This window comes from Chryseobacterium sp. sg2396, from assembly GCF_042610505.1.
Taxonomy (GTDB): domain Bacteria; phylum Bacteroidota; class Bacteroidia; order Flavobacteriales; family Weeksellaceae; genus Chryseobacterium.
Genome location: NZ_JBHGAQ010000004.1, coordinates 32,959 through 59,911, shown reverse-complemented (window position 1 = coordinate 59,911; position 26,953 = coordinate 32,959). Strand labels below are relative to the sequence as shown.

The following is a 26,953-nucleotide window of genomic DNA, read 5'->3' as shown; positions in this document are numbered from 1 at the left end:
TGAACAAAATACTTTTATGAAAAATTATATTATTTTACTTATTCTGTTTGGGAGTCTCCTAACAGCACAAGATTTACAAGAAGAGTTGCTTATTCCTTACAGAGATAATAATTTATGGGGATTTTGTGATTCTCTTGGAAACATAAAAGTCAAGCCCTTTGCATCTGAAATTAGAGATATAAAGTATAACGTTTTTACATCCAAATCAAGATTTGTGATAAAGGAAGAGAACTCGAACTATTATGTCATAGATAATCTCCAGAAAGCTTTGATTCCTAAAAATAATAGGTATGATTCATTACAAATAAGAAAGTTTGATCAAGACGAAATTTACATTTATAAAAATGGGAAAATGGGTCTTTACAAAAATAATAAAGAGCTGATACCATGCATTTATAACGATATTTCCGCAGAGTCCAATAAAAGCTTTATTGTAAAAAGAGATGGGTATTATGGACTTATTAATTCTTCAGGAAAACAAATAATACCTTTAGAATATAAGTATATCACTTTTTCAGAAAAAAATAATAACAGCAATTCAAACTTTATATGGAAAGCCTCGAAGGAGGGAATGTATATGAATTGTAAAATGGATGAGTTTTTTGATACAAAGATAAAAGCTGATAAAGAAAGTTCACCCGGGGAAGCAGGGGGAATGCAGGATTCATCAGAAAGGATACGGGTTTCTAATGAAACAGTAAGTAAGGTGGAGCAATATCTGGCAGATAAGTATGATTCTTTTAGAATAGATAAGAATAATAATTTAATTTTTGTTGAAAAAGGTATATTTAAAGGGGTTCTTAGCTTAGTGGATGGAAAAGAAATTGTTAAATTAAACTTTGATGAAGTTGATTTATTTATGGCAAATGGGGAAAATTCAATTTTTAAAGTAAATAAGGCTGGCACATATGGTTTAGTATGCTTAAAAAGGATTGTTGTTCCTGTAAATTATGAAAAGATCAATAGAACCTTCGAAGAGCTGAATATTTTGATTAATAATCATCAACAAGGTTTTTTTGACGAGGATAGTTTGAAATATGTAGATGCTAAGTATAAAAAAATCCTTAATAAAACTAGGATTAATACTGGCTTTAATAAAAGCTTTAATATCTATAAAATCCTTCTTGATAATGGAAAGGAAGCCTATGTTGGAGAAAATGGTGTTGAATACTTTAAATAGAACTAACTGATACTTGTTCTTATAATTATAGAGAAAACCATTCCAAGAGCAGGAATGGTTTATTTGTTATAAGGATTATTCTTCTAATGGAAACACTTGTTTCACAAACTTAAGAAGTTCTTTAATGGTTTTAAATTCTTTTTCTGTAGAAATCTGACCCACTAGATAACTGATAGTTATTTTATTTATTAAACTAATGCTAAATGTATTATTTAAAACAAAAGTACCTTCAATAGGACCTTTATCTCCTTTAATACCAGAAAACAACACTCCATTTTTTTTGTAACAATAGTATCCCAAACTTTCTAATTCTTCTTGTAATTGGTTGATATTCATAATTTACTTTTTATTTTTTAAACCAAAATGCATATTTACCTGTTCTACTCCATGCTACTTCAAAATCTTCTAATTTTATGGTTGCCTCTACTCCTTTCCCTTTATTTATTCCTTCTATTGGCCAAGGGTCTCTAATATAGACTAAGCCATTTTCAAACTTATCTATAATAATAGCATGGTTACCTCCATTAGGAGATTCTTTTATCCAGGCAATCCAATGGTTTTTCTTACCAAGTATCTCAATCAATTCAGAAGTTTCTACAGGAATATGGTCTATTGTTCCCTCGCTAAATTCATTTTCTTTAAAGATTTTCTGTGCTGCATCAGACATCCCTTTCTCATAAGTTCCTAATTCTTCTGTAGTTCCTGCTAATTTTCGTATTGCAGATTCAGTCATTTCAATACCATTATCTTTAGCCAACTGCCTTATACAAGCAGCAGCACAAGACATATTATGCTCTTGAGCAACCATATTTCTGGAAAGGACTTCAAGATATTTCAATGCTCCTCCTGTCCCGGCACCTAATTTAGGTTTCAGAATTTTACTCCAGAATGCATTAACCTCTTTAAAATCTCCTCTGAAGATAGGTTTTTCTTTCCATTTCAGAAGATAGCCATCAACTTTTGCTACAATCTCAATCCCCACCTTTTTAAATCCTGCTCTTGCACTGGCCAGGATATTGAAAATACTCTGGACCTTCTTTCCTTTTAATGCAACTTCCTCAATTTCCTCTGCTGTCATGGCTAAATCCTCAGCTTTAGCCCCATTTTTAGCACCTTGTAACAGATCCTCAATGAAGCGGATAAATCCTTTAAATCCCTTGGCACAAGCTTTCCCAAATCTAACAATAAATCTTGAAAGAAAAGCCGGCAAATCCGTAATTCCTAAGGTGGCTACAGAAACCGTTTCCCTTGCCAGAACCTTTAATAAGCTTGCTGCTTTCTGTACATAAGTGGCTCCCTTTATCACATTACCTGCACCTTCTGTAAAGATTAGAAGGAGAATGTTTATCAGTAATTCAAATGCAAAGATACCCACATAAAAAGCTACCGTATAGCGAGAAATATCACCAAAATACTCCTTCATCTTATCAAATATTCCTTCCATATCAGACTGAGAAATACTTCCGCTTGCTTTAAAAAGATCTTTTACGCCCTGTAAGAATTTAGGAACATTCTCTGTTATCCAGTCTACTGCATCCTCTGCTTTCTCCATTAAATCTCTTCTTTCAAGATATTGTTGGTAGGAAAAAGTTGTCGCAGGCTGTAAAAGAAACTCTAAAATATACAATAAGCATTGGATAAGGCTGATAAGCCCACTATGAACACCACAATAAAAAGCATTGGCCAGCTTAAGAATTTCTATTCCCTGTTTAGCCATTTCACTAATATTATCTGTTACATTGGTAAGAAAGGACCGAATATGATTAATAACACCTGTAATTTTATTAATGAGTTTTTTAAAAGCGTCAGGAAGATGTTCTACTGAGGCATCTTTAACTTTGCTTGCGGCCTGTTTCACCAATGACCATACTTTTGAGAAAGCAACTTCTGCTCCCTGAACAAAAGGATTTTCACCTAACCTCTCAAAGAATTGTGCAGCCTTATTCAGGTTAACCGCTCCTATGATAGGAACAAGAGGAGAATAGTCTTTAGCTTCGGGATTGTAATGCTTTTCTGTGGGTTTTAAACTTTCTAATTGTTCTGCACACCATCCAATCGCATCAGCTGGAATAGAAGAAATATTACCTATGGTTTCTTCAAATCTTCTGTCTCCGGTAAAAAACTGATACTCTCTCATTAAGGCATCACGCACCAGAGCAGCATTGATTTTATCTCCCTCATAAGTATATGCTAACTGGGCCAGGTAAGCAGCTTCGTCTTCCATGGAAGAAATATTCCTGAAGAATTTTCCACCGACACTTGAGGGTAATGGTTCAGGAAATCTCTTAAAGAGCTGAACAAAATAATCTCCCATCTTGGCAATATAAAAGTCTCCTGCAAAGTTGGATTTGTTCGGATTTGGTTTCTCATAAAACAGGAATAAAGCCTGTTTCTTTCTGGCATTAGCCTGATAGCTTCCATATACCTGTGAGCCCGTTTCACAAGGAAGCACTTCTGCATAATATTCATAACCCTTTTCTCCTTTTTCATTTAATCCTGTAGAAGGAAAAACGGAAGATATGGAATTGTCCGTAAGATAAGAGTATCCGGATGGTGTGTTTCTGTAATCGTGAAATGGGCTTCTGTAATCAGGAAAATCATCCTTGTTGATCATTGTGTTGACAAAAGCATTGTTTTGTTTAGATCTTTGATTTAATTCTTCAAAAGAGCGTGTTTTGAACTCTGATAAATCACCAAATTCGTCATCGAATTCTTCCATAAGCTTTGCGTTTTAGTAATTAATATTTTGTTTAAATATTTCTAAAAGCAAAGCTAAATCCTGACTGCGCAAAAACTCGACGTGTTTTATTTTTTTTTAAATTATGTAAATCTTATCATCGAATCTTACAATTAGTAATAAGAAGTGGAAACCTAAAAACTAATATTTTTGCCTAGTCCCCAGGTTTTGGCACTGATCCTAAAAAAATCTCTCAAAAAACTTGAGAGATTTTTCAATCAGTTTAAAAGATTAGTTCTTAAAAAATTTTTTAGATACTATTTTTCCATTGGAATTTTTTCCTGTTATAATGTACATACCTTTTATCAGGTGGCTGATATCCATACTGATTGTTTTTCCTTCATCTTTTAGATCGGCTTTGATTTTCTTACCATCAATCGAAACCAATTCAATTCTTCTATCAAACCCTTCTAAGAAAATTCTATTATCAGCAGGATTCGGATAGATGTTGATATTTTTAGTAAAGGTAGTTTCATTTGTTGAAAGTGGGGTGAATGAATCAAAACTGAACCTTCTCATCACCAGTTTCCAATTGGACTGGGCGCAATAAAAATTATCCATGGTTTCCGCCAGAATAATCTTATCACCATGCAGCATTGTTCTTGTTCCATTGTGATTGCCGGTTAACCGCGGGATTGTTATATATCCTCCGCTATTATAGGTATTGTCTACATTTCCGGAACTGTTTATTTTTCCTATCATGTACGATATATTTCCCATTTCTCCTACGATATAAAAGCTATTGTCAATGTAATAGGAACTGATGGGTTCCATATAATTTGATGTATATTTAAAGCCGTTGTTGAAATTGCTGTCCAGCGTACCATTAGCAAGGATTTTCATGATAAGGCAGCGATTGTTGGAAGCAGGACCCATTTTTCCGATAGTGCTTATTACGATACTGTTATCCGGTGTCAAAAACGAAAAATGCTGCTTATTATCATATGCGATATAATTGGTTATAGTGAGGCTGCCGTTTGTTCCAAAAGTAGCTATCGGAAGTCCCTGAGGGTTTGTTTTATAAACGACAATATTTGCATCACCGTAGGTAGCGCCAATCGTTTTTTTACCGGTAAATATATAGTTGCCGTCATTATCAATATTAACATTTGTTAGAATCCAGTTTGGGCTTGTTCCAAATTCTATTTTTCCATTATTTCCGAAAGCGGTCTGAACACTTCCGTCCGGATTAAATTTATAAAGGGTTGTGTAAAGTTTATTATCATAATTTCTTTTTACTGTCGTCATGATAATCTCGTGGGTAGAAGTTTCTTTCCAGTCACGTATAGTTTGCTCGTAGGGAAGGCTTATGCTTCCGTTTGTGCCCCATGAGGTAACAGGATTGCCTGCTGCATTTATTTTGGTAAGATTTGCATATTGGTTTATAATCAAATAATTTCCATCGGATGCTGGCTGTATTTCTGTTATTACTCCAAAGTTTCCGTTGGCTCCATTTTGTCCGAATGAAGTATCTGGAATTCCGTTGGAGGTAAATTTTGTGAGAACGCCAGTATAGTATTGATTGGAACTGCAGCCCCAATTTGATACTCCGCCGACAAAAAAACGATTATCAGGAAGTATATTCATTGTATATCCGTGAAAGCCTTTTACACTGGCAGGATCATATAAATATTCAGTTTTTCCGTTTGTACCGAACGACATATCCTGGGTCCCGGGAACCTGGCCTTTCGCAAAAGTTAAAATAAATACAGAAAGTAAAATTATTGTTTTCATGTTTATAGTTAAATTTTTAACAAAAAAAATCTCCCTTAAAAAGAGAGATTTCTGTGGGTCCTGAGGGATTCGAACCCCCGACCCTCTGGGTGTAAACCAGATGCTCTGAACCAACTGAGCTAAGAACCCGAATTTTTTTGAAGTGTTTCGTTTCCTTTTCTGTGAGTCCTGAGGGATTCGAACCCCCGACCCTCTGGGTGTAAACCAGATGCTCTGAACCAACTGAGCTAAGAACCCGAATTTTTTTGAAAGGTTTCGTTTCCGTTTCTGTGGGTCCTGAGGGATTCGAACCCCCGACCCTCTGGGTGTAAACCAGATGCTCTGAACCAACTGAGCTAAGAACCCGAATTTTTTTGACAGGTTTCGTTTCCTTTTCTGTGGGTCCTGCGGGATTCGCACCCCCGACCCTCTGGGTGTAACCCAGATGCTCTGAACCAACTGAGCTAAGAACCCGAATTTTGTTGAAAGGTTTCGTTTCCTTTTCTGTGGGTCCCGAGGGATTCGAACCCCCGACCCTCTGGGTGGAAACCAGATGCTCTGAACCAACTGAGCTAAGAACCCGAATTTTTTTGAAAGGTTTCGTTTCCTTTTCTGTGGGTCCTGAGGGATTCGAACCCCCGACCCTCTGGGTGTAAACCCGATGCTCTGAACCAACTGAGCTAAGGACCCGAATTTTTTTGAAAGGTTTCGTTTCCGTTTCTGTGGGTCCTGAGGGATTCGAACCCCCGACCCTCTGGGTGGAAACCAGATGCTCTGAACCAACTGAGCTAAGAACCCTCTTTATCGTTGTTTCCTCGATTAGAGTGGTGCAAATATACGACTTATTTGGAAACCTCCAAATTTTTTTCTAAAAATTCTCCCACAACAAAGTTGCTCCCGCCGATAAAAATCAATTCTTCGGCTGTACATTGCTCTTTTGCAGAAAGATACGCATCCTGCACTGAATTGAAAATTTTATAAGAAATTTTTGCCTCCTGCAGCATGTTTTCGTAATCTTCCGGATGTCTTCCCCGATGAATAGAAGGTTTTGCAAAATAAAACGTAGAATTTTCCGGCAGGATCTTCATGACAACATCGATTTTTTTGTCATTGACGAAACCTAAAACAACATGTTTGTGTCGGTCAATAGAATTCAGCTGTGTAAAGACATATTCCAGTCCGGCCTGGTTGTGTCCCGTATCGCAAATCGTGAGCGGATCTTTCGAAAATTCAAACCAGCGTCCTATAAAACCGGTATTCTGATGAACATGTAAAAGTCCGTTTTCAATATTTTCATCGGAAATGGTAAAATTCAATTTCTTTAATTCTTCAATTAAGCTCAGGACTACTTTTATGTTTTTTGTCTGATAATTTCCTTTCAGATCGGATTTCAATGCAGTCTCGAATAAAGAAGCATCAATGAATGAAGCATGTTCCTGGGCTGCTTTATTCCGGATGATATTTTTTACCGTTTCATTTTCATCTCCTGAAACAACAGGAATATTCGGTTTTACGATTCCTGCCTTTTCCGAAGCAATCTCTTCAATGGTGTCTCCCAAAATATTCTGATGGTCCAGTTGGACATTGGTAATCGCAGCAACCAATGGCTGGATAATATTAGTTGAATCCAGCCTTCCTCCTAACCCCACTTCAATAATGGCTATATCTACATGTTGGTGGTAAAAGTATTCAAAAGCCATGATCGTGGTAAACTCAAAGAAAGACGGCTGAATATCTCCCGGAAGATTTTTTAACTTTTGGATAAAATCAAAAACAAATTCCTTATCACAATTGTTGCCGTTTACTTTAATACGTTCCGTAAAATCGATAAGATGGGGAGAGTTGTACAAACCTACTTTATATCCAGCATCCTGTAAGACAGAAGCCAGCATATTGCTGGAAGATCCTTTACCGTTTGTTCCCCCGATGTGGACGCATCTTATTTTTTCCTGCGGATTTCCGAAAAAATCGCAGAGTCTTCTGATATTATCCAGTCCGGGCTTATAGGCCTTCTGCCCGTCGATCTGGTAATTGGGAGCCTGTACAAAAAGCCAGTCTACGGCTTCCCGGTATTGTTCATGAGTCATGATACAAAATTCTCAAAAGTTTTTCAAAAAGAAACAGCAAAGTGTAACTTTTTTATATTTACTTCGTCTAATAGGGAAAAATATTTAACATGAAAAGAGTTTTGACTATTGTTTTGGGATTAACGTGCCTGGCTGTCAATGCCCAGAAAAAATGGTCTTTGAGAGCGTGCGTGGATTATGCAACCGAGCATAATCTTCAGGTGATCCAAAACGAATACTCGAAACAAGCACAGGATCTGAACCTGAAAATTGCGAAGAAAAATTATCTTCCGTCCATATCGGCAAATATGGGAAACACGGTAAGCTTCGGACAGACCTCTTTCGGTACGGGAAGCTTAAGAAACGACCGTTTTAGCAACAGTGCCAATCTGGGAGCGGATATTCTGGTTTTCAATTACGGAAGACTGGAAAAAACCGTCAGAAAAACGGAATTTGATGTTGAGGCCAGCCAATATGATATTGAAACCATCAAGAATGATATTTCGCTTCAGATCGCCCAGCAGTATCTAACCACCCTACTGAATAAAGAAATCGTAAAGATTTCAAAAGCTGCCGTGGAAAATGCTCAGAAGCAGTACGACCGCTCAAAAATTACCACAGAAATAGGGACTACGGCTCAAACGGTTCTCGCAGAAGCGGAGGCCGGGCTGGCCCGGGAAAAGCAGAATCTGAAGACGGCAGAAATAAACGTGGGAAGAAGCCTGTTTGCTTTGGCCCAGCTTTTACAGCTTCAGGAGTACAAGGATTTTGATGTGGAAGATGTGGATATTCCGGATCAGCTTGCTCCACAACTGAAAGGAGTGGATGAAGTGCTGGCCACGGCTTATGAAAACCAGCCTCAGATCAAAGCGGCAGAAAGCCGCATCAAGTCTGCCGAAGCTCAGACAGAAATTAATAAGACCGCATTTTGGCCTACGGTAACGGCAAGTGTGGGAATCGGAACATTCTATAATAATCTTCTGAATACCAATATTACAGGAAGAGATGAATTTGGGAATTTGGTATATGAAAGAAATTATTTTGGGCAATATAAAGATAACTTTGGCCAGCAGGCAGCTGTTTCTTTAAATATCCCGATCTTTAATAAAGGAATCACAAAACTCCAGGTAGAGCAGTCCAGGCTGAATGAAAACATTGCCAAAGTTACGCTGCAACAGCAAAAGCAGGTAATCCGTGAAAATGTTCAGAAGGCACAGTTTGATGTGGATGCAAACTATGAAATTTATGTATCTGCCCTTCAGGCTGAAAAAAGCACCAAACTGGCACTGGATTTTGCAGATAAAAGCTATGCGGCAGGAAGATCTACGATCTACGATGTAAATATAGCCAGAAACAACTACGCCAATGCCCAGGGATCTGTGGCACAGGCCAAATATAATTACGTGTTCAGTCTTAAACTGCTGAATTTCTATGCAGGAATTCCGTTGAGCTTGTAAAAATGTCGATCCAGCCTCTAGAGAAGTACTTACCTGAAAATACCCTGCCGTATTTAAAAATCTGGTTTGCCGATTATTATATTCATATAAAAATTACGCGTAACCGGAATTCAAAGCTTGGCGATTACCGTAAGCTTCCGGATGGTTCGCATGAAATTACCATTAATTCTACGCTGGTTCCACAATTGTTTTTCTTTGTGCTAACCCATGAGCTGGCACACCTGATCGCCTTTGAAAAATATGGACGCAGAATCTCACCGCACGGCAACGAATGGAAAGAAACTTTCAGGAAAATGCTGTTGCAGAGCCTTGATGTATATGAAGAAAATCTGCGACCAATTATTGTAGAGTTTTCAAAATCCCCGAAAGCCAATTTTATGGCAAGCCCGGATCTGGTAAAGTATTTTCATATTGAAGGACAGGATGATACCCTTGTTTTTATCGAAACATTAAAGAAAGGAGATTTCTTTGTTTACCGAAATGAAAAGTACCTTTTAGAAGGTCTGATTAAAAAAAACTATCTTTGCAGGCACCTGGATACGGGAAGGAAGTACTCTTTCAAACCGTTGGCAAGGGTAGAAAAATATACTTAAAAATGTTACAGTCAGATAGATATTGTGTGATTATGGCAGGAGGAATCGGAAGCCGGTTCTGGCCTATGAGTACACAGAAGTTTCCGAAGCAGTTTCAGGATATTTTGGGAGTGGGTCGCACCATGATTCAACAGACTTATGACCGGATCAGCAAAATCATTCCTAATGAAAACATATTTGTTATTACCAATAAAGAATATGTAGAGCTTTCCCACCAGCAGCTTCCGGAAATTCCTGAGGAAAATATCGTTGGAGAACCCCTGCTGAAAAATACGGCCCCCTGCAATCTTTATATGGCCAATAAAATTGCTGAAATCAATCCGGATGCGACTATGATTGTTCTGCCGGCGGATCATTTGATCCTGAAAGAAGAAGTTTTTCTTGAAAAAGTAAAGCTGGCTTTTGATATCGCTTCGGAAAATGAATACCTGGTTACTTTGGGCATTACTCCTACCAGGCCGGATACGGGCTATGGGTATATCCAGTTTGTGGACAATCATGATTCCGATTATTATAAAGTAAAAACGTTTACTGAAAAACCGATTCTGGAAATTGCCAAAAGTTTTTTGGAGAGCGGGGATTTCCTTTGGAATGCGGGAATTTTTATTTGGAGTGTTAAAAGTATTCAGCATGCTTTTGAAACCTATCTTCCGGACATGACCCAGCATTTTATGGCGTGTGAATATAATGCAGACAGCGAAAAGAACTGTATTGAACTGATCTATCCGAAAGTGCAGAAAATTTCTATCGATAACGGGATCATGGAAAAAGCCACGAATGTATATGTCATTCCTGCCAATTTGGGATGGAGTGATCTCGGAACCTGGACTTCCGTGTACGAAAATGCCGATAAAGACGAAAATCTGAATGCCTTAAAAGCCAAGCAGCCTATCCTTACTTACAATGCCAAAGGAAATGTAATCCGTATGAAGAATAATAGTAAGGCGGTGATTATTGACGGGCTGGAAAATTATATTATCGTAGATACCGATAAAGCATTGCTGATCTGTCCGAGAGACAATGATCAGTTAATAAAAGACTATGTGCTCGATCTGAAAAACCTTAAAAAAGGAGACCGGTTCATATAAAATAATCTGCAGGCTTTCTGCGTTCTTTTACTATGTTTAAACTTACCACCAAATTTCATGTATTTGTTTTTCTGTTTTTAGGAATTTTTGCATTTTCTCAGGAAAAAAAGCAGTTTCCCAATGTTTCGGGTCTCTTACAGAGAATTATCCCGAATATGAAGATCGATTCCTGGCTTCTCATTCATAAAAGCTATGGAAAGGATAATGTGTTAAAACAGGTAGGCACGGTAAAAGATTATACTTCTCCGTCTTCAGGATTTAATATAGGAATCGCGGAAGAGGACGAGTTTTATTATATCGTATACTCCGCGGGCGGGAAAACCGAATACGTTACCAATCCGGAAGAGCTGAAAAAATTTATCGGAAAGGCGGATGATGTTCAGGAAGCGGCGGTTCTTGCAGCAGCAGATGGGTATATTATTGATGAGGAATTCAAAGATATGGCCGGAAATTATTCCGAAGACAAATCCAATTATTACCTGGATTTGGGAAAACTGACTTCCAGAGAATGCCCCTATCAGAAAAAACACTATACTTTAACCGTTAATAAAGTCTCAGGAACCATTACGGAGGTGAAAGACAACGGCGCTTATATTGAACTGTATAATAAAAAATGTACGAATAATCCCCGGCTTTTAAAAATCGAGAAAAAAGAAGAACCCAAAGATGACCCTAAAAAGAAACCCTCAAGATCGCGCAGATAATATTTACGAAACCGAACGTTTGATCCTTCGTCCCATGTCCTTGGAAGACGCGGATTTTATTCTGGATCTTTATAACCGTCCGAAATTTATTCAGTTTATCGGAGACCGGAATCTGAAGACGGTTGCGGATGCCGGAGATTATATTAAAAACCGGTTTCTGCCACAGTTTGAGCGGTTGGGCTATGGAAATTATCTAATGATAACAAAGGAAGGCAACCATAAAATCGGCGGAGTGGGAATTTTCGAAAGGGAAGGACTGGATGTTGTGGATATCGGGTTTTCTTTACTGGATGAATTTGAAGGAAAGGGCTATGCGTATGAAGCGGCTTTAAAAATAAAGTCGGTCGGGATGAATGATTTTGGTCTGATTAAAATTTCGGCAATTACCACAAAAGATAATTTTTCTTCTCAAAAATTAATTGAGAAGCTGGGCCTAAGATTCCGGAAATATGTGACTATTCCAAACGATCCGGAAGAACTGATGTATTATGAAACCGAATAAATTTTAGCAAGAAAAGAATACCTTATCGGATAAGATATTCTCATGTCGTTATACCAAAAGGAAATCCGGTACGTTTTTGTAAACAAAGAATTACTTTTCCAGAATTTGCGCCGCGTGATCCTTGGTTTTCACTTTATCGATCACCTGTGTACAGATTCCGTTTTCATCGAAAACAAAAGTGGTTCTTACGACACCCATAAATTCCTTCCCCATAAATTTTTTCAGCTGCCAAACGCCGAATTTTTCGATGATGTCGCGGTTCTCATCGGCAATGATATCAAACGGCAGCTCATATTTTTCGCTGAAATTTTTCTGGCTTTTCACCGGGTCTGCACTTACGCCCAGTAATTGGAAACCCTGCTTCTTCAGCTCTGAATCATTATCGCGCAGATTACAGGCTTCCGCTGTGCATCCGGGGGTATTGGCTTTTGGATAGAAGAAAACAACCAGCTTTTTTCCGGTTAAATTTTTTGAATCAATGGTTTCGCCGTTCTGATTTATTCCTTTAAATTCCGGTAATTGATCTCCGATTTTCAACATAATGATTTATTTTTGTTCAAATTTAATGGTTATATGACAAAAAAGCAAAGAGCCGAGACCGTCCTTACGGAATTGGAAAAATTATACCCGCAGGTCCCCGTTCCTTTGGATCATACCGATCCGTTCACCCTATTGGTTGCGGTTGCCCTTTCTGCACAGACTACGGACAAAAAAGTGAATCAGGTAACGCCCGAGCTGTTCAGGGTAGCCGGAACACCGCAGAGAATGGCACGCCTTGAAGCTTTTGAAATCAAAGAACTGATTAAAGAAATCGGGCTCTCCAACCAAAAGGCTAAAAACCTGAAAAGAATGTCCGAACTGCTCATTGAAAAACACAATGGAATAGTTCCGAAAACTTACGAAGAGTTGGAAGCCTTGCCGGGCGTTGGCCACAAAACCGCTTCGGTTGTGATGAGTCAGGCTTTCGGCTTTCCTGCATTCCCGGTAGATACCCACATCCATCGCCTGATGACAAAATGGAAGCTGACCTCAGGCAAAAACGTGGTGGAAACGGAGAAAGATGCCAAATCCTTATGGCCGGCAACCGCATGGAACAAACTGCATCTCCAGATCATCTATTACGGAAGGGAATATTCTCCCGCCCGCGGAAACGGAGAAAAGGATTTTATTACCAGGATGCTTTTTGAGAAATAATTAAATATAACGTAAACTCCGAAGTAGAAATAGGATTAACAGGCTGGAAGAGGGAAGCCGGATGTTGGAAGTTGAGCTTGTCAACCCAACGATCTATGGTATCATTAAATCGTTTATTACATATTAAAAGAAATTCTATTTAGTCACTCCTTAACAAGGTATCATTTTCAAATTTTTATTACCTAAATTACAATGTATGAGAATACTAAATAAGTTTGAAAAATAGAAAATGATTTTCTCTTTTAGGATTTCCATCATTTTCTTCATGTTCCATGCAGTTGCAGCTAATAATGCATTGATTTGCGGTCCGGATTCTCCCAAGAAGTAATTCTGTGCAAGTCTAAAGTTAGTTTTTAAATGTCCGATGATGGATTCTATTGCTGCTCTGGTTCTAAACTTTTTGCGTTTTGACTGTTTTTGATAAGCGGTGTCTGATTTTCTTGGAGTGCTTGGAGTGGATATTTTTACGCCTTTTATTTCTGATTTTCCTCTTCCACCCCGGTCGTAAACAAGTTCTTTGGGAAGCCTCTGACCGCTGTTTTCCATTTGTTCCAAAAGCGGTTCAATGGTGTGACCATCATAAGGCGTTTGCAAAAATGATTTAATACCAAGAATGATTTTCCTGCCTTTATTAGCGGTGGCTATAAGTCCTACTTTATTGCCAAACTCGTATTGTTTATGCGCTTTTCCTTTGGCAATACATCGGGTTAAAAGCTTTATGGATGCTGTAAATTTTATCTTTATCGGTTATTTTTTGTGTGACAACTTTGGTGTAAAAAGAAAGGGTTTCTTTGTAAAACTCCTTTTGCACAGATGTCAATTTACGTTCCAGTTCTCTTATCAGCCGCAAGGCAATCGTTTTTAGTTGTCTTTGTGACTTTCTTGCTGTTTTTGCCCGTTTGGGATGTTTGCCATTGTAAGTGTTACGAACCAATTGCTTGCTGACTTTCGTATAGCGTTGTCTTTGTTTTACACCTTGGTTTTCGGCAATTTTGTTGCAATAGTCAATGACTTTCTTGCACAGTTTTGCATCGGTGGGGAAAGTCGTGTTGTTCTCTTGAACAGTCGTGTCTGATAAAACAAAATTCGAGGTATTAGTCTTTGCATCATGCATACTTACACTGTAGGAAAAGATTTTCTCAATCCCATTTTTGCCAATTCTTTTTCGGAAATGAACAAAATTACTCGGGTCACAAGGGAATTTGTGTTCAAAGAAAACTCTGCCACAAAAATACTGCATGTAAGGATTCGTAATCCATGCAGACGCAAGAGTTTCATCACCCAAATTATACAAATGCTTTAAAAGCAAACAGCCTACCATAAAGCGAATCGGATGGCTGGGATTACCTGTCGTGGAATAAAGCGGAGAAAATTCTTTTTCGAAATAATCCCAGTCTATTTTATTGGACAGCAGAACCAGTTCGTTATTGTCATCAATAAAATCTACTAACATCGGACGGAATAATTCCGGCTGTTTTTTTGGATTTTTTCCCAACATATTTGCAAGGTTTTAATGCCCTAAGTTACAAAAACTTGCAAGAAAAAACAAATGCTTTTGAATTTAAATAACTAATATTCAGTACATTAAATGAGATTTAAGGAGCGACTATTTAAAATCCAGGCTCCCCAAATTGAACTCTAATCTGTTTTTAAACTGTAATCCATTTATTCATCCAGCATTCGGCGGTGATAATTAATTTGTCCCAAATGGTAACTCAAATGTCCGAAAAGATGGATCAGGAAATAGCCTGTGGTCATTTTATAACCTAACGGATCCCCGGGGAAATCTTTTTCAAGTTCTTCTGCCGATATATTTTCAAGGGTAAGTGTCACCGTTTCGGTAACTTTTTCGATCTGCTGAATCAATTCCGCTCTCGGAACATCTTTTAGCGAAAATTCAAGTTCCCTGTTCCTTACATATCCTGAATTTCCCAAAATGGCTCCTACGAAATGGCTGAGGTTTCCTACCAGGTGCAGTGCCAGATTCCCTGAGGAATTTGAAATGTTTTTATCGATTTTCCAGATTACTTCCTCGGTTTGGTAGGCTTCGATTTCTAGTTTTAATTTGTTTAAATCTCTTATGAAAAGGGATTTTATATTTTCAGTTATCATTTTATTTGATTGTGGTTTTAAAATATCCTCTAAAGTTTTTTGTGACCAATGAATCCAGATTTGTATTATAATCTATAAACCCATAAATACTGTCATTTTTTTTAAATTTAGCTTGATTAAGAACCAGTTTCTGAGAATTCGGATACGTTTTTAGAAACTTTATTTCACCTTTCAACGTTTTCGGATTAATATCTTTTATGATAAACTGATCTTTAAAAACCTTTACTAAAACACCGTTTCCAAAATATCCATTGTAATTGTTAAGCCAAATATTGGTGGTGTCTCCATCTTGCTCTGCTTTACATTTATAATCATAGAACTGAAAGTGCCTGTATTTATAAAAGTGACTATAAAATCTATCTTTTTGGACAATATAAGCCGTTCTTGTGACACTTTCAACTTTTCACTATTAAATAATTTAAGCTCATAATATTTTGATAGAATTTTGAATGTATCATTTTCGCTTAAATTTTTATCAACTGTAATTTTTTCAAACTGTTCGATTTTATTATTCTCAGATTTACAGCTTAAAAAACACAATCCCAAAACAAAATTTATAATGACATGAGCTATTTTTATCATGATTTGATTCAAAGTATAAAGCTAAACAAAAAAGCCACAAAAATTAATTTGTGACTTTATATTTAATGTGGAATTTCTTCCCTTAAAATTTCATTTCCGGCTTTATCGTAATAAATACAGGTATGGGCAGCCAGGTCAACGATCCATTTTTCAATTCCCGTTGTGGCGCAGTCTTCGCAAAATTTCATGTAATCCGTTTCTCCTTTCTGATGGCTCTTTAACTGCCGTATGAACGTATCTTTATCCGTTTCATCAGCGATGGTAAGTTCAGTATACTTGGGTTTTGATTCCGCCCTGAAATCGTTTTTTCCAAAATATTCGGTATGGCTGTCTTTTACCCAGGTTTCAAAAGACTGTACGCCCAGTGCTTTTATTTCTTTGATATAATCCGGGAAATCGGCTCCGGATTGTATTTTATCGTGTGCGGTTTCAATTTGTTCTATGGTAAACATCTGTTTGTTAGTTATAGATTATGAGTTATGAAGTGAATAGCAGACAATAAATGATTCATTTGATAGCCAGTACTTTTAATCTTACTATTGACAAAAAGAATTTTCAGCATCCGGCTTCCTTCTTCCAGTCTGAAAATCCGGTTCTCCATCGGGTTTGCGTTAAATTATTTCTGTTTTTTCGCCCAAAGTTCCATTTTTCTGTTCAAAACATCCAGAGGAAGACAGCCCTGACTCAAAATTTCATCATGAAATTTTGCCAGGCTGAATTTGCTTCCCAGTTCTTTCTGGTATTTTTCCCTTAGCTCACGGATTCTTAATGAACCTATTTTATATCCCAGAGCCTGTCCCGGCATCGCCATATATCTCTCTACTTCTGCCGTAGCACCTGCTTCATCATAGGAAATATTGTTCAGGAAATATCGGATGGCCTGTTCTCTGGTCATTCTCCCTGTATGAAGTCCTGTGTCTACTACCAATCGTACCGCCCTCAGCATCTGGTCGCTTAGGTAGCCCATTTTCTGATAAGGATCTGTATACAGTCCGAACTCCGGGCCTAAAGTTTCACAATAATGGGCCCAGCCTTCACCATAGGCACCGAACCATCCAAACCGCATAAACTTGGGAAGCTTTGTGTTTTCCTGCTGCAGGGAAACCTGATAATGATGTCCCGGAATGGCCTCGTGAAGAAACAGCGATTCCATTCCCGAGGTCAAATTGAATTTCGTCGGATCAGGAAGCGGAACATAAAAAATACCCGGCCTTTTTCCGTCCGGTGTCCCCTGGATGTATTCTGCACTGGCACTGGCTTCCCGGAACTTCTCCGTCTGCCTGATCTCAAACCCGGTTTTCGGGGTTACGGAGAACATCGTTTTCAGCTTGGGCGTAATTTTAGTTAAAATCCCGTTGAACGCAGCCAGAACCTCTGTCGAAGTCTTATACGGCATGGCTTTAGGATCTGTTTTAACGTAATTGATGAACTCTTCCAGTGTCCCCGTAAAACCTACCTGCTGTTTCACCTTTTCCATTTCCGCACGGAGCATGGCCACCTGCTGAAGTCCGATATTATTGATCTCTTCAGGCGTTTTATCGGTCGTTGTCCAGCTTTTCACATAATACCGGTAAATTTCCTTGCCATTCGGTAAGCTGTTATAGCCGTCCGTATCCCTGGCTTTCGGCAGATATTCTTTTTCCAGGAAATCGCCCATTTTTATGTAGGCAGGAATAATATTCTTTGTAACAGCCTCCTTGTACAGTTTGGTAAATCGGTCCTTTTGTTCCTTGGTGAAGTCCTTCGGGAATTTCCTGAGCGGTCCGAAGAAAATATTTTTATCCGGGTTTGTTGTTGTAATCTCTTCTGCTCTCATTTGCGGAATCATTTTGATCACCAGTTTTTTAGGCAGGACCATCTTATTGTTGATTCCTTCCCGGAAATTATCGGTGGCCGCTTCCATCCATTCCGGAAATTTTTCCATTCTCTTCAGCCAGTCATTATAATCTTTTTCCGTTTTAAAAGGCTGGCTGCCTTCTCCGCTTCCGTACAGCGGAAAATTCAGCGGCAGGCCTCCGAACTGGGTGAAAGGAATATATTCCGGGTGGTAGTTGTAGGCCTGGGCTTTGTCTTTTAAAGTGAAATCCAGGACATCATATATTACTTTGTCTTGATCGGAAAGGTTTTTATAATCCACATTTTCAAGCTGCTTCTGCACGGAATTGTAAAAATCGACTTCTCCGCCAATGAAATCCTTGTCTATATTGATCGGCAGTTGATCATTGTATCTGAGATCTCCCTGCGAAGTGGCATCCAGTGGATATAATTTTAGGTACTGCTCATAATAATTGGCCGCAATGGAATCCAGATTGGACGGGGTCACCTTCGTTAAAGGCGAATCGGATTTCCTGCACGAAGCAAGGCTTATGATGAGGCCTAACCCGACCATGCCTTTTGCTAAAATGTTTTTCATATTTCAGAATTCTTTATCAAACAAATGTAAATATTTAAAACAGAACCCTGAAAAGATTATTTCTGATGTCTGATTTATTTAAAAACACAGATCTTTATTTATAGAGTTTGTCAGTTCGGAGAAACGCAGTGAGTTTTATCAGGACCTTCTTATTAACACAGCTTATGACTAATTGCTGCGGATTTTTCTAAAAATACTTTCAAAAAATTTTTCACATTCAATCTATTTTTTATCTTTGTTGAAAACGTTTAACAATCATAGTATTACAGCTCTTTTTTAAGAAATAATGAAAGGGATTTTAAAAATTTACCATCCGGAGGAAACGCTAAAGTACAATATAAGAAATACTTATTGTAAAGCGGTTTACAGCAACCAGCAACATTTCCTAGAGGTTGAGATTATCACGGATGACGGGTTGGATCATGTAGAAGATGATTCTTTACAGTATAACTTTCCGCAGCTTTCTCTTGAAGTTTTCGATTTTCCTATCGATACGGCAGAAATCGAAGGCAAAACCATCACCATTAACGATACTGATGAAGATATCTACACGGAGGTCAACCTTTTTGATGACGAAGACGCTTTCATCTATGATAACGAACTTAAGTTTGAGAAAAACGAGGAAGGTGAGCTTGAGGTAATTTGGAAAGGGACAATTGATGATTTCTACACAGGTTCCGAAAATCCTATTCCTTTCAGGCTGAAATGCGAATTCAAACAGGAAGAAATTGAGGTAGACGAAGATTAATCCTTCTTTTATCTTATCCTTATATCAGATTTCTTTTCAAATGTATTTTTGGAAAGAAATTTGCTGCTTTATGGAGAGACAGAATTTAAGTTGCTTTTTAAGCATTTTTTAAGAGATCAATTCATAATATTCCACTATTTTTGTCGTTACAACTTTTATAAAAATACACATTAATGCTGTTAACGGAACTTACTCAGATGTTATTTGCCCAGGCTGCCGTGCCATCGGTGGCGGCCGAAGATTTAGAATTCTCATTTTGGAAAATCATGTTCCACGGAGGCGCTTTCGCTAAAATCGTGATGGCAACCGTGCTGCTGCTGGGTGTATTTTCAGTATACCTTTTCTTTGAGCGCTTTTTCTTTATTAAGAGACTAACCGCAAAGACGGATTCCAACTTTATGGATAATATCGAAGACTTTATCCGTGAAGGGAAAATGGAGGCAGCACTGGATTACTGTAAAAGACAGAATTCTCCTGAAGGAAGGATTCTTGAAAAAGGGATTTCCAGGCTTGGAAGACCTGTCTCAGATATTGTAAGCGCAATGGAGTCTCAGGCGCAGGTTGAGGTAGCCAATATGGAGAAAAACTTAAATCTATTAGCAGTTGTGCCGAGTATTGCACCGATGTTAGGACTTTTAGGAACGGTAATCGGGATGATCATTGCTTTCTTCAATTTATCTCATGCCAGCGGATCCTTCTCCCCGAAAACACTATCTGAAGGGATCTATACGGCATTAGGACAGACGGCAGTAGGTCTTGCAGTAGCCATTCCGGCCAACTTCTTCTATAATTTGTTATTAACAAGGATTGATAAATTTGTACTGAAGGCACAGAACATGTCAGGTGAATTTTTAGACCTGATCAATAAACCTTTATAGTTTTTTAATCTAATAAAGGTTGTATCTGACTAAAAAAATAAAAGATGAAAATTCAGAGAAGAAATAGAGCGAACCCGGAATTCAGTCTGGCGGCGATGACGGATGTGATCCTGCTCATGCTGATTTTCTTTATGGTAACTTCCTCGGCAGCCAACCAAAGCGCGATCGATGTAAAATTACCTAAAGCTGATACTGCAGCCGACAATATTCCGAATCCTTTGGTGGTAAGCGTAAAGCCGGACGGCTCTTATTATGTGGATGATGTTCCCGTAAACAGGAGTGGGTTGGAGCAAGCTATCGTAAATAAACTGACGAACCAGACCAATAAATCTTTCACCATACGGGCAGACGAAAATACCCTTCACAAAGACGTGGTTTTCGTAATGGAAATTGCCGAAAAAAATAAATTCAACATTGCCATTGCAACCGTTAAGGATAAATAATACTTCCGGAAAACCCGGAAAAAGTATACGATGAAAAGTTATATTGTAAACAAAGATGAGCAAAACAAAGATAGGATAAAAAGCGCAGTGCTTTCTATCCTTATCTGGTCTGCCATTCTGCTGTTTGTATTTCTCTATAAATTAAAACCTGAACTCGATCAGCAGCCGGAAGTGGTTACGACCATGCTGGTAAATTTCGGGGACAACCGCAACGGAAAAGGATTGGAAGAGCCTGCCGATCAGCCGGGAAGCCTTGCTGCAGCAACGGATGAGGTAACTCCCGAACTTGCGGAAACAGCTGTTCCGGAAACCAAGACCGTTATTCAGCCGGAACCGCAGCCCGAAACAAAAAAATCAGACGCTAAAGATAAAATCATCACCGGAAACAACGCGAAAGTTTCGGTGCCGAAAAAAGAGGAGTCCAAAGCCGACAATAAAAAATCGGCTACCAGCACCTCTGCAACGAAGAATACAAAGAAATCCGGAGCTGCAACGGCTAACTCAAAAACAGGAAACGGTGACGGAAAAGGAAATGCTGCCATCGGAAATCTAATCCGCGGTCGCGGTATAAAAGCCGGCAGCCAGGGTGACGGCAACGGAATCGGGAATGCTGGAGATCCTTTGGGGGGAGACGGAAACGGTGACAGTAAAGTAGGCATCGACCGTAAGCTGGTAGGGTTTATTCCCGGAACGATGGGTAGAGGAGGAGCACAGCCTGCGAACAGCTGTACAGCAAGCGGAACCATAACGATTGCTTATACCGTAGATAAAGCCGGAAACGTGGTTTCCGCGAGAAGATCGGGAGGAACTTCAGACCCCTGTATTACTTCCAACGCAATTTCATGGGTGAAGAAATACGTGAAAGCTGAAAAAGCTGCTGTTTCTTCTACAGGAACGTATAAGATTACTTTCTAAAAATACAAAAGCACTTTATTCAAGTGCTTTTTTTACTTCTGATATTCTGTTGATAATCGGGAGAGCGAAGATGCCGCTGCTCTGGAGATACAGCTCGTAGAATGTTTTTGCTTTATCCAGGAAGTCGTTGTTGGCTTCTGTCTTTCCCTTGAAATAGAAAAGGTTTCCCAGCATTTCGTAATAATCCTTATGATCCCTTTCCTGCCTTTCGTTTACGATTTCAATAATCTCTTCTTTGGATTTTGAGGAAAGCGTTGTAAAATCAAGCTTAAAAATATCCCGCATCAAAGAATCGAAATCCAGTTCTTTCTGCATTAAGCTTTCTTCGGGTTTGTCTAAAATCAGTTTTTCCAGCGCCTGGCTCAATTGGCGGATGAGTCTTAACGTAAATTCTTTATCGGTAATCATAAATGGTCTAAAATTTAAAGTTTATTGTTTTGAGGTTAATTGATTTGTATGTTCAATCTTTAAACATTGAATCTTGAACCTTGAATTTCTAAGCAAAAAATAAATAAGCCAACACAATGGAAGTGATAATTCCCACCAGATCGGCCAGAAGCATGGCAATTACGGTATATCTCGTATTCTTTACGGCTACGGCACCAAAATAAACAGCAATCACGTAGAAGGTCGTATCCGAGCTTCCCTGGAGAACGGCGGCCAGTTTCCCCTGGAAACTGTCCGGTCCGAAGGTTGCCATGGTATCCATCATCATTCCGCGTGCTCCGGAACCGGATAATGGCTTAATCAGTGCCGTTGGCATTCCGTCTACAAACCTCGCATCCAGATTAGCCGCATTGGCCACCCATTTCATTCCATCAATAATAACATCGAAAACCCCGGAAGTTCGTAAAAGCGAAATGGCGATCAGCATCCCGACCAGATAAGGAATAATCTTCACACTCGTCGTAAAACCTTCTTTCGCTCCATCCACAAAGGCTTCAAAAACATTGATCTTTTTATACACCGCACCCAGAACAATAGCCAGAAAGATAAAGAGAATTAATCCGTTGCTTAAGATCTGGCTGAACGTATCCAGGTTTTCCTTGCTGAGAGAAGTTAAATACCATACCAAAAGTCCGATCAGCACGGAAATTCCACCGACATAAGCCAATACAATAGGTTTTAACAGGTTGATTTTCTGATACAAGGAAACAATAATCATAGCTGCCAACGTTGCGGCAAAAGTCGCAATCATGCAGTACAGGAAAATATCGGTAGGATTTTTGGATCCGGCAGACGACCGGAGCGCAATGATGGAAACCGGAATAAGCGTCATTCCTCCAGCGTGAAGACAAAGGAACATAATCTGTGAATTGGTTGCGGTATCTTTATTCGGATTCAGGGTTTGCAGGCTTTCCATGGCTTTTAATCCGAATGGGGTGGCCGCATTGTCCAGACCAAGCAGATTGGCGCTGAAATTCATTAGCATATGCCCGAAAGCGGGATGGTTTTTAGGAATTTCAGGGAATAATTTTGAGAAAAAAGGCTGGATCAGCCGGCTCAGCAGGTTGATGCCGCCTGCTTTTTCCGCAATGCTCATGAATCCCATAAACAGGGCCATTATCCCGATCAGGCCGAGGCAAATCTTGACGGCTGTTTCAGAAGTTCCGATCACGCCGTCGGCTTCCTGTACCCGGTAGACTTTTACTTCTTGTCGTAAAGAGTCAGTTTTGTAATGAATCCGGTTGTCCTCAAAATCCGGTTTTTTCATCAGGCTATCCCGTAAAACAGGGGAGAGAGCAATGATTTTCTGCGTGGCAATCTGCACGGTATCACCTCCTTTTCCCACTACCATATCGTTGAAAATGGTTTTGTAAGAGCTTGATGAAATGTATTTTATACTGGCAATGGCAATGGCAACGATAATGAATGCCGACCAAATTCTGCTGAGAACCATCCGATAGAATTAAATATGGGTTAAACTTATCAAAAAAAGTCCAGATTACAAAGAGTGAATTGTCAATGGTCAATTCCTTTGGTTGAATCAGCACCGCTTGTCAATTTTTTAATAGTCTGAAATTCACTTGCGCAGCAAAATTCACTATTCACTTTGTCAATGTTCAATTTCCTTTGGAGTCAATGGTCAATCTTACCGTGGTTTAACATTCACTTTTCATCAAGATAGACCAAAAATCCTTCAAAATCATCATCTGTACTTTTCAGCACTTTGGCCTCCTTCATTTTCTTTTCGAGTCCGTCGATGAAAAAGCTCTTTTCAAAAAACTGACGATGGACACCTTGAAGCATTTCCATGAAATATTCCATTCCAAATTTATTGTTGTGAAGGTCCATCTTGGTTTCCAACGGTTTGTTAGGGAAGAGCTCTTCATGCAGATCTGTAATTCTTTTACAGAATTTCAGGGCTTTTTGAGGAGAAGAGACTTTACAGCAGTACATCATGATGAAGCAACACCAAAGCGCGTGTCTGAAAGCGTTTCCAATACCATTTGTAGAGGCGGTGTCCGGGAATTTTTTCTGCGCGATGGTATATGCTTTTATGGTGGCATAAAAACTTAACAGAGAAAAAATGGGATGGGGAAGGATAAGCCCTAAAAGACGGCGGATCTTTTGAAAGCTCATGCTCCGGATCGTATTGAAAAATATTTTGAAAGTCCTCATAATAAAAATCTCTCCCGGAATGAGAGAGATTGATGTATTTTGTTAAATAAAATTATGCCTGGGAAGTCAGCAGATTTACAGTTTTAGCAACAGTATTTCTGATGTCCGTTCTCTTTACGATAAAATCCACAAATCCTTTCTCCTGAAGGAATTCCGAGGTCTGGAAGCCTTCCGGCAAGTCTCTTCCGATGGTCTCACGGATAACCCTTGGCCCGGCAAATCCGATCAGGGCACCCGGCTCTGCCATGATGATATCGGCAGTCATTGCGAATGAAGCGGTAATTCCTCCAAAGGTAGGATCACAAAGATAAGCGATATATAAAAGCCCTGCTTCTGAAAGCTGTGCGAGTTTCGCCTGTACTTTTGCCAGCTGCATCAGAGAATACGTCGCTTCCTGCATCCTGGCTCCTCCGGACTGGCAGATGATCATATACGGAAGTTTTTTCTCAATACAATAATCAACCGCTCTTCTGATTTTTTCACCCATTACGGAGCCTAAAGAACCTCCGATGAAAGCGAAATCCATACATGAAACGACCATTTCGGTTCCTTTTACGGTTCCTACGGCATTTCTGATGGAATCGGTAAGCTTTGTTTTGGCTTTCACTTCTTTTAGACGGTCTGTATAAGACTTGGTGTCTTTGAAGTTAAGGATATCAATACTTTCAACATTGGCATCCAGCTCAGTGAATTTTCCTTCATCGAAAAGGATATCAAAAAATTCTGCACTTCCTATTCTTACATGGAAACCGTCTTCCGGAGAAACATAGCTGTTTCTTTTCAGCTCGTCATGCTCAACAATTTTTCCCGAAGGAGTCTGATGCCAAAGACCTTTTGGAACGTCTTTCTTCTCATCAGTAGAGGTCGTAATATTTTGTGCTTTTCTTTTAAACCACTCGAATGCCATATTGTATATAATTGATGTTTAATAAATGATAAGAGATGAAGCAAGTAGTTTTCCAAAAAGTACTTGCTTCATCTCTGCCATTCATAATTTATTTAAGCGTATTTACGTTATTTAAATCTTCAAATGCCTGAACCAATCGCTTAGCGAAAGTTTCTTCTCCTTTTCTTACCCATACTCTAGGATCGTAGAATTTCTTGTTCGGCTTCTCTTCGCCGTCCGGATTTCCGATCTGAGATCTTAAATAATCGATGTTATCCACCATATAATCTCTGATTCCTTCGGTATAAGCGAACTGTAGGTCGGTATCGATGTTCATTTTGATCACACCGTAGTCGATCGCTTCTCTGATTTCCTCAATCGTAGAACCTGAACCTCCGTGGAATACAAAGTTGATCGGTTTTTCAGCCGTTCCGAATTTCTCCTGAACGTATTTTTGGGAATTGTCAAGAATTTTCGGGGTAAGAACCACATTGCCCGGCTTGTAAACTCCGTGTACGTTTCCGAAAGCCGCCGCGATAGTGAAATTGTCGGAAATCGCTTTTAATTTTTCATAAGTATAAGCGATGTCTTCCGGTTGGGTATATAATTTGGAATTGTCAACGTCTGAATTATCAACGCCGTCTTCTTCTCCCCCTGTTACCCCGATTTCCACCTCAAGCGTCATCTGAAGCTTAGCCATTCTTTCGAAATACTGTGCGGAAATTTCCAAATTTTCTTCCAAAGATTCTTCAGAAAGATCGAGCATATGGGAAGAGTAAAGGGATTTTCCGGTCTGCTTGTAGAATTCTTCATTGGCATCCATTAATCCATCGATCCAAGGCAATAATTTCTTGGCGCAATGATCGGTGTGAAGAATAACGGTTGCCCCGTAAGCTTCAGCCAGGGTATGGATATGTTTTGCTCCGGCCACCGCTCCCAAGACAGCCGCTTTCTGCCCGTCGTTGCTTAGTCCTTTTCCGGCATTATAAGCAGCACCACCGTTAGAAAACTGGATGATAACAGGTGAGTTGAGTTTTGCGGCAGTTTCCATTACTGCGTTTATGTTGCTGGAACCAATTACGTTTACTGCAGGTAATGCATATTTGTTTTCTTTAGCATGCTGAAAAATATCAGTAACTAATTGACCTGTGGCAACTCCTGCCGGGAAAATTCTGCTCATGTTTTGCTTTTTAATATAATTATAGGGTGTTTTTAATTCCTGTAAAGGTAATCATTTTTAAAAATATGCTTAATTTCTTTTGTCCCTTCCCCAAAGCAGCTTCTGGCGGATGGTTTCATAAAAACTCAGGTTGTTTGGCTGTACCAGAAGGATCTGGAAATCAGCCTTTCTGATCACAATTTCCTGATCGGTTTCAATATGGATCAGCCGTGAGTCCAGCGAAAGGGAATATTGAGGAACCCTGCTTTCCACCTTAAATTTTATTTCTACCCGGTCATTCACCACCAAAGGTCTTACATTGAGATTATGGGGTGCAATAGGCGTGATGACGAAATTTTCGTTGTTCGGGGAAATGATCGGTCCGCCTGAACTTAATGAATAGGCTGTGGAACCGGTAGGCGTTGAAACGATAACGCCGTCGCCCCAGAATACGTTCAGGAATTCATCATTAATATAGGAATCTACCGTGATCATGGAGGTCGTCTCTTTTCTTGAAACCGTAACGTCATTCAGGGCATACGGAAAAAAATCTTCAAAAACCGGAGACACCACATGGATAACCGATCTGCGACTCGTCTTCACATCACCCTTCAGGATAGAATCAAGGGCATTGAATGCTTCTTCCTTCGTAAAGCTGGCTAGAAATCCCAGTCTTCCGGTATTGACACCGACGATCGGAATTTCCAGGTCTTCAATAAAAGTAAGGGAATTCACAATGGTTCCGTCGCCTCCGAAAGTAAAGAACAGGTCCACTTCCTTATCCAGAAGATCCTGCTTGCAATTGAAGGTTTCGAATATTTTTGAAAACTGAAGAGCTTCGGCCATTTCATCATACAAAACAGATTTTACGCCTCTGCTTTCCAGCTCTGAAATAAACTTGCTTAAGTATAAAAAAGTATCAAGATCTTTTTTCTGAGAATATATGGCTGCCTTCATCCGT

General features: G+C 39.1%; 28 protein-coding genes and 7 tRNA genes. 11 read left to right on the top strand and 24 right to left on the bottom strand.

Annotation, left to right across the window (positions count from 1 at the left end):
* The first annotated feature begins 16 nt into the window (after window positions 1–16).
* Window positions 17–1,180 (top strand): WG repeat-containing protein, encoded by a 1,164-nt coding sequence (locus ACED20_RS05355; RefSeq protein ID WP_378103708.1) that lies wholly within the window; start codon window positions 17–19, stop codon window positions 1,178–1,180.
* Between the two features lie 75 nt (window positions 1,181–1,255).
* On the opposite strand, the gene ACED20_RS05350 is transcribed toward ACED20_RS05355, so the two are convergent.
* The 11 genes from ACED20_RS05350 to ACED20_RS05300 all read right to left on the bottom strand — a co-directional run bounded on the left by ACED20_RS05350 (window position 1,256) and on the right by ACED20_RS05300 (window position 7,717).
* Entirely contained in the window at window positions 1,256–1,516 is a 261-nt protein-coding gene (locus tag ACED20_RS05350) for a hypothetical protein (protein WP_378103707.1), read from the bottom strand.
* Window positions 1,517–1,526: 10 nt separating this feature from the next.
* On the bottom strand, window positions 1,527–3,899 hold the full coding sequence (locus ACED20_RS05345; RefSeq protein ID WP_378103706.1) for a cysteine peptidase family C39 domain-containing protein: 2,373 nt from the start codon (window positions 3,897–3,899) through the stop codon (window positions 1,527–1,529).
* Window positions 3,900–4,148: 249 nt separating this feature from the next.
* Window positions 4,149–5,651 (bottom strand): T9SS type A sorting domain-containing protein, encoded by a 1,503-nt coding sequence (locus ACED20_RS05340; protein WP_345766821.1) that lies wholly within the window; start codon window positions 5,649–5,651, stop codon window positions 4,149–4,151.
* A 54-nt stretch (window positions 5,652–5,705) separates the two neighbouring features.
* Window positions 5,706–5,780 (bottom strand) — tRNA-Val (locus tag ACED20_RS05335).
* A 33-nt stretch (window positions 5,781–5,813) separates the two neighbouring features.
* A tRNA-Val gene (locus ACED20_RS05330) sits at window positions 5,814–5,888 on the bottom strand.
* 33 nt (window positions 5,889–5,921) lie between these two features.
* Window positions 5,922–5,996 (bottom strand) — tRNA-Val (locus tag ACED20_RS05325).
* A gap of 33 nt (window positions 5,997–6,029) precedes the next feature.
* A tRNA-Val gene (locus tag ACED20_RS05320) sits at window positions 6,030–6,104 on the bottom strand.
* Window positions 6,105–6,137: 33 nt separating this feature from the next.
* Window positions 6,138–6,212: transfer RNA gene (locus tag ACED20_RS05315), tRNA-Gly, on the bottom strand.
* 33 nt (window positions 6,213–6,245) lie between these two features.
* Window positions 6,246–6,320: transfer RNA gene (locus tag ACED20_RS05310), tRNA-Val, on the bottom strand.
* 33 nt (window positions 6,321–6,353) lie between these two features.
* Window positions 6,354–6,428, bottom strand: a tRNA-Gly gene (locus tag ACED20_RS05305).
* 44 nt (window positions 6,429–6,472) lie between these two features.
* On the bottom strand, window positions 6,473–7,717 hold the full coding sequence (locus ACED20_RS05300; RefSeq protein WP_345766820.1) for a folylpolyglutamate synthase/dihydrofolate synthase family protein: 1,245 nt from the start codon (window positions 7,715–7,717) through the stop codon (window positions 6,473–6,475).
* Between the two features lie 89 nt (window positions 7,718–7,806).
* Here ACED20_RS05300 and ACED20_RS05295 point away from each other — a divergent pair, with 89 nt between their 5' ends.
* Genes ACED20_RS05295 through ACED20_RS05275 form a run of 5 tightly spaced genes read left to right on the top strand, consistent with a single transcriptional unit; the run spans window position 7,807 to window position 12,040 of the window.
* On the top strand, window positions 7,807–9,153 hold the full coding sequence (locus ACED20_RS05295) for a TolC family protein (RefSeq protein ID WP_345766819.1): 1,347 nt from the start codon (window positions 7,807–7,809) through the stop codon (window positions 9,151–9,153).
* A 2-nt stretch (window positions 9,154–9,155) separates the two neighbouring features.
* Window positions 9,156–9,746 carry a SprT-like domain-containing protein gene (locus ACED20_RS05290; protein WP_294202160.1) on the top strand — a complete coding sequence of 197 codons (591 nt, stop codon included), beginning with the start codon at window positions 9,156–9,158 and terminating at the stop codon, window positions 9,744–9,746.
* Window positions 9,747–9,748: 2 nt separating this feature from the next.
* Window positions 9,749–10,834, top strand: coding sequence for a mannose-1-phosphate guanylyltransferase (locus ACED20_RS05285; protein ID WP_294219739.1), 1,086 nt, complete (start codon window positions 9,749–9,751; stop codon window positions 10,832–10,834).
* A 32-nt stretch (window positions 10,835–10,866) separates the two neighbouring features.
* On the top strand, window positions 10,867–11,538 hold the full coding sequence (locus ACED20_RS05280; RefSeq protein WP_294311569.1) for a hypothetical protein: 672 nt from the start codon (window positions 10,867–10,869) through the stop codon (window positions 11,536–11,538).
* A complete protein-coding gene (locus ACED20_RS05275) occupies window positions 11,501–12,040 on the top strand; it encodes a GNAT family N-acetyltransferase (RefSeq protein WP_294237863.1) in 540 nt (179 codons plus the stop codon). Before ACED20_RS05280 ends, ACED20_RS05275 begins: the two co-directional genes overlap by 38 nt.
* Window positions 12,041–12,130: 90 nt before the next feature.
* Here the strand turns inward: ACED20_RS05275 and bcp are convergent, their stop codons facing one another.
* Entirely contained in the window at window positions 12,131–12,580 is a 450-nt protein-coding gene (gene bcp / locus ACED20_RS05270; RefSeq protein ID WP_294316861.1) for a thioredoxin-dependent thiol peroxidase, read from the bottom strand.
* 33 nt (window positions 12,581–12,613) lie between these two features.
* On the opposite strand from bcp, the gene nth reads away from it, so the two are divergent.
* Window positions 12,614–13,234: an endonuclease III gene (gene nth, locus ACED20_RS05265; protein ID WP_294202154.1), complete on the top strand. Its 621-nt coding sequence runs from the start codon at window positions 12,614–12,616 to the stop codon at window positions 13,232–13,234.
* 150 nt (window positions 13,235–13,384) lie between these two features.
* On the opposite strand, the gene ACED20_RS05260 is transcribed toward nth, so the two are convergent.
* From ACED20_RS05260 to ACED20_RS05235, 6 genes are all read right to left on the bottom strand, one after another.
* The gene (locus ACED20_RS05260) at window positions 13,385–13,828 is read right to left on the bottom strand and encodes a hypothetical protein (RefSeq protein WP_345766816.1); all 444 of its coding nucleotides are present in this window, start codon (window positions 13,826–13,828) and stop codon (window positions 13,385–13,387) included.
* Between the two features lie 82 nt (window positions 13,829–13,910).
* On the bottom strand, window positions 13,911–14,732 hold the full coding sequence (locus ACED20_RS05255; RefSeq protein ID WP_378103702.1) for a transposase: 822 nt from the start codon (window positions 14,730–14,732) through the stop codon (window positions 13,911–13,913).
* Window positions 14,733–14,899: 167 nt separating this feature from the next.
* Window positions 14,900–15,346 (bottom strand): DinB family protein, encoded by a 447-nt coding sequence (locus ACED20_RS05250; RefSeq protein WP_378103700.1) that lies wholly within the window; start codon window positions 15,344–15,346, stop codon window positions 14,900–14,902.
* Window positions 15,347–15,571: 225 nt separating this feature from the next.
* Window positions 15,572–15,928, bottom strand: coding sequence for a hypothetical protein (locus ACED20_RS05245; RefSeq protein ID WP_294224048.1), 357 nt, complete (start codon window positions 15,926–15,928; stop codon window positions 15,572–15,574).
* A gap of 62 nt (window positions 15,929–15,990) precedes the next feature.
* Window positions 15,991–16,380, bottom strand: a complete 390-nt coding sequence (locus ACED20_RS05240; RefSeq protein WP_294202149.1) for a DUF1398 domain-containing protein — start codon at window positions 16,378–16,380, stop codon at window positions 15,991–15,993.
* A gap of 164 nt (window positions 16,381–16,544) precedes the next feature.
* Entirely contained in the window at window positions 16,545–18,341 is a 1,797-nt protein-coding gene (locus ACED20_RS05235) for a DUF885 domain-containing protein (protein ID WP_378103699.1), read from the bottom strand.
* 286 nt (window positions 18,342–18,627) lie between these two features.
* Here ACED20_RS05235 and ACED20_RS05230 point away from each other — a divergent pair, with 286 nt between their 5' ends.
* The 4 genes from ACED20_RS05230 to ACED20_RS05215 all read left to right on the top strand — a co-directional run bounded on the left by ACED20_RS05230 (window position 18,628) and on the right by ACED20_RS05215 (window position 21,325).
* Window positions 18,628–19,089, top strand: coding sequence for a hypothetical protein (locus ACED20_RS05230; protein WP_294202145.1), 462 nt, complete (start codon window positions 18,628–18,630; stop codon window positions 19,087–19,089).
* Between the two features lie 173 nt (window positions 19,090–19,262).
* The gene (locus tag ACED20_RS05225) at window positions 19,263–19,967 is read left to right on the top strand and encodes a MotA/TolQ/ExbB proton channel family protein (protein ID WP_294202143.1); all 705 of its coding nucleotides are present in this window, start codon (window positions 19,263–19,265) and stop codon (window positions 19,965–19,967) included.
* A 44-nt stretch (window positions 19,968–20,011) separates the two neighbouring features.
* A complete protein-coding gene (locus ACED20_RS05220; protein WP_294202141.1) occupies window positions 20,012–20,410 on the top strand; it encodes a biopolymer transporter ExbD in 399 nt (132 codons plus the stop codon).
* A gap of 30 nt (window positions 20,411–20,440) precedes the next feature.
* On the top strand, window positions 20,441–21,325 hold the full coding sequence (locus ACED20_RS05215; protein WP_378103696.1) for a ferric siderophore ABC transporter substrate-binding protein: 885 nt from the start codon (window positions 20,441–20,443) through the stop codon (window positions 21,323–21,325).
* Window positions 21,326–21,340: 15 nt separating this feature from the next.
* On the opposite strand, the gene ACED20_RS05210 is transcribed toward ACED20_RS05215, so the two are convergent.
* From ACED20_RS05210 to ACED20_RS05185, 6 genes are all read right to left on the bottom strand, one after another.
* Entirely contained in the window at window positions 21,341–21,733 is a 393-nt protein-coding gene (locus ACED20_RS05210) for a hypothetical protein (RefSeq protein WP_294224039.1), read from the bottom strand.
* A gap of 88 nt (window positions 21,734–21,821) precedes the next feature.
* Complete coding sequence (locus ACED20_RS05205) at window positions 21,822–23,225, bottom strand: nucleoside recognition domain-containing protein (RefSeq protein WP_294202137.1); 1,404 nt, start codon at window positions 23,223–23,225, stop codon at window positions 21,822–21,824.
* Between the two features lie 209 nt (window positions 23,226–23,434).
* Window positions 23,435–23,947 (bottom strand): DUF6973 domain-containing protein, encoded by a 513-nt coding sequence (locus ACED20_RS05200; protein ID WP_294199562.1) that lies wholly within the window; start codon window positions 23,945–23,947, stop codon window positions 23,435–23,437.
* A 52-nt stretch (window positions 23,948–23,999) separates the two neighbouring features.
* Window positions 24,000–24,854: an acetyl-CoA carboxylase, carboxyltransferase subunit beta gene (gene accD, locus ACED20_RS05195; RefSeq protein ID WP_294199563.1), complete on the bottom strand. Its 855-nt coding sequence runs from the start codon at window positions 24,852–24,854 to the stop codon at window positions 24,000–24,002.
* 88 nt (window positions 24,855–24,942) lie between these two features.
* Entirely contained in the window at window positions 24,943–26,013 is a 1,071-nt protein-coding gene (gene fbaA, locus ACED20_RS05190; RefSeq protein WP_294199564.1) for a class II fructose-bisphosphate aldolase, read from the bottom strand.
* Window positions 26,014–26,082: 69 nt separating this feature from the next.
* Complete coding sequence (locus ACED20_RS05185) at window positions 26,083–26,949, bottom strand: NAD kinase (RefSeq protein WP_294199565.1); 867 nt, start codon at window positions 26,947–26,949, stop codon at window positions 26,083–26,085.
* Between the last annotated feature and the right edge of the window lie 4 nt (window positions 26,950–26,953).

Coding starts and splice junctions, on each gene's coding strand:
- ACED20_RS05355 (WP_378103708.1), top strand. CDS start 17: ATGAAAAATTATATTATTTTACTTATTCTGTTTGGGAGTCTCCTAACA.
- ACED20_RS05350 (WP_378103707.1), bottom strand. CDS start 1,516: ATGAATATCAACCAATTACAAGAAGAATTAGAAAGTTTGGGATACTAT.
- ACED20_RS05345 (WP_378103706.1), bottom strand. CDS start 3,899: ATGGAAGAATTCGATGACGAATTTGGTGATTTATCAGAGTTCAAAACA.
- ACED20_RS05340 (WP_345766821.1), bottom strand. CDS start 5,651: ATGAAAACAATAATTTTACTTTCTGTATTTATTTTAACTTTTGCGAAA.
- ACED20_RS05300 (WP_345766820.1), bottom strand. CDS start 7,717: ATGACTCATGAACAATACCGGGAAGCCGTAGACTGGCTTTTTGTACAG.
- ACED20_RS05295 (WP_345766819.1), top strand. CDS start 7,807: ATGAAAAGAGTTTTGACTATTGTTTTGGGATTAACGTGCCTGGCTGTC.
- ACED20_RS05290 (WP_294202160.1), top strand. CDS start 9,156: ATGTCGATCCAGCCTCTAGAGAAGTACTTACCTGAAAATACCCTGCCG.
- ACED20_RS05285 (WP_294219739.1), top strand. CDS start 9,749: ATGTTACAGTCAGATAGATATTGTGTGATTATGGCAGGAGGAATCGGA.
- ACED20_RS05280 (WP_294311569.1), top strand. CDS start 10,867: ATGTTTAAACTTACCACCAAATTTCATGTATTTGTTTTTCTGTTTTTA.
- ACED20_RS05275 (WP_294237863.1), top strand. CDS start 11,501: ATGACCCTAAAAAGAAACCCTCAAGATCGCGCAGATAATATTTACGAA.
- bcp (WP_294316861.1), bottom strand. CDS start 12,580: ATGTTGAAAATCGGAGATCAATTACCGGAATTTAAAGGAATAAATCAG.
- nth (WP_294202154.1), top strand. CDS start 12,614: ATGACAAAAAAGCAAAGAGCCGAGACCGTCCTTACGGAATTGGAAAAA.
- ACED20_RS05255 (WP_378103702.1), bottom strand. CDS start 14,732: ATGTTGGGAAAAAATCCAAAAAAACAGCCGGAATTATTCCGTCCGATG.
- ACED20_RS05250 (WP_378103700.1), bottom strand. CDS start 15,346: ATGATAACTGAAAATATAAAATCCCTTTTCATAAGAGATTTAAACAAA.
- ACED20_RS05245 (WP_294224048.1), bottom strand. CDS start 15,928: ATGATAAAAATAGCTCATGTCATTATAAATTTTGTTTTGGGATTGTGT.
- ACED20_RS05240 (WP_294202149.1), bottom strand. CDS start 16,380: ATGTTTACCATAGAACAAATTGAAACCGCACACGATAAAATACAATCC.
- ACED20_RS05235 (WP_378103699.1), bottom strand. CDS start 18,341: ATGAAAAACATTTTAGCAAAAGGCATGGTCGGGTTAGGCCTCATCATA.
- ACED20_RS05230 (WP_294202145.1), top strand. CDS start 18,628: ATGAAAGGGATTTTAAAAATTTACCATCCGGAGGAAACGCTAAAGTAC.
- ACED20_RS05225 (WP_294202143.1), top strand. CDS start 19,263: ATGCTGTTAACGGAACTTACTCAGATGTTATTTGCCCAGGCTGCCGTG.
- ACED20_RS05220 (WP_294202141.1), top strand. CDS start 20,012: ATGAAAATTCAGAGAAGAAATAGAGCGAACCCGGAATTCAGTCTGGCG.
- ACED20_RS05215 (WP_378103696.1), top strand. CDS start 20,441: ATGAAAAGTTATATTGTAAACAAAGATGAGCAAAACAAAGATAGGATA.
- ACED20_RS05210 (WP_294224039.1), bottom strand. CDS start 21,733: ATGATTACCGATAAAGAATTTACGTTAAGACTCATCCGCCAATTGAGC.
- ACED20_RS05205 (WP_294202137.1), bottom strand. CDS start 23,225: ATGGTTCTCAGCAGAATTTGGTCGGCATTCATTATCGTTGCCATTGCC.
- ACED20_RS05200 (WP_294199562.1), bottom strand. CDS start 23,947: ATGAGGACTTTCAAAATATTTTTCAATACGATCCGGAGCATGAGCTTT.
- accD (WP_294199563.1), bottom strand. CDS start 24,854: ATGGCATTCGAGTGGTTTAAAAGAAAAGCACAAAATATTACGACCTCT.
- fbaA (WP_294199564.1), bottom strand. CDS start 26,013: ATGAGCAGAATTTTCCCGGCAGGAGTTGCCACAGGTCAATTAGTTACT.
- ACED20_RS05185 (WP_294199565.1), bottom strand. CDS start 26,949: ATGAAGGCAGCCATATATTCTCAGAAAAAAGATCTTGATACTTTTTTA.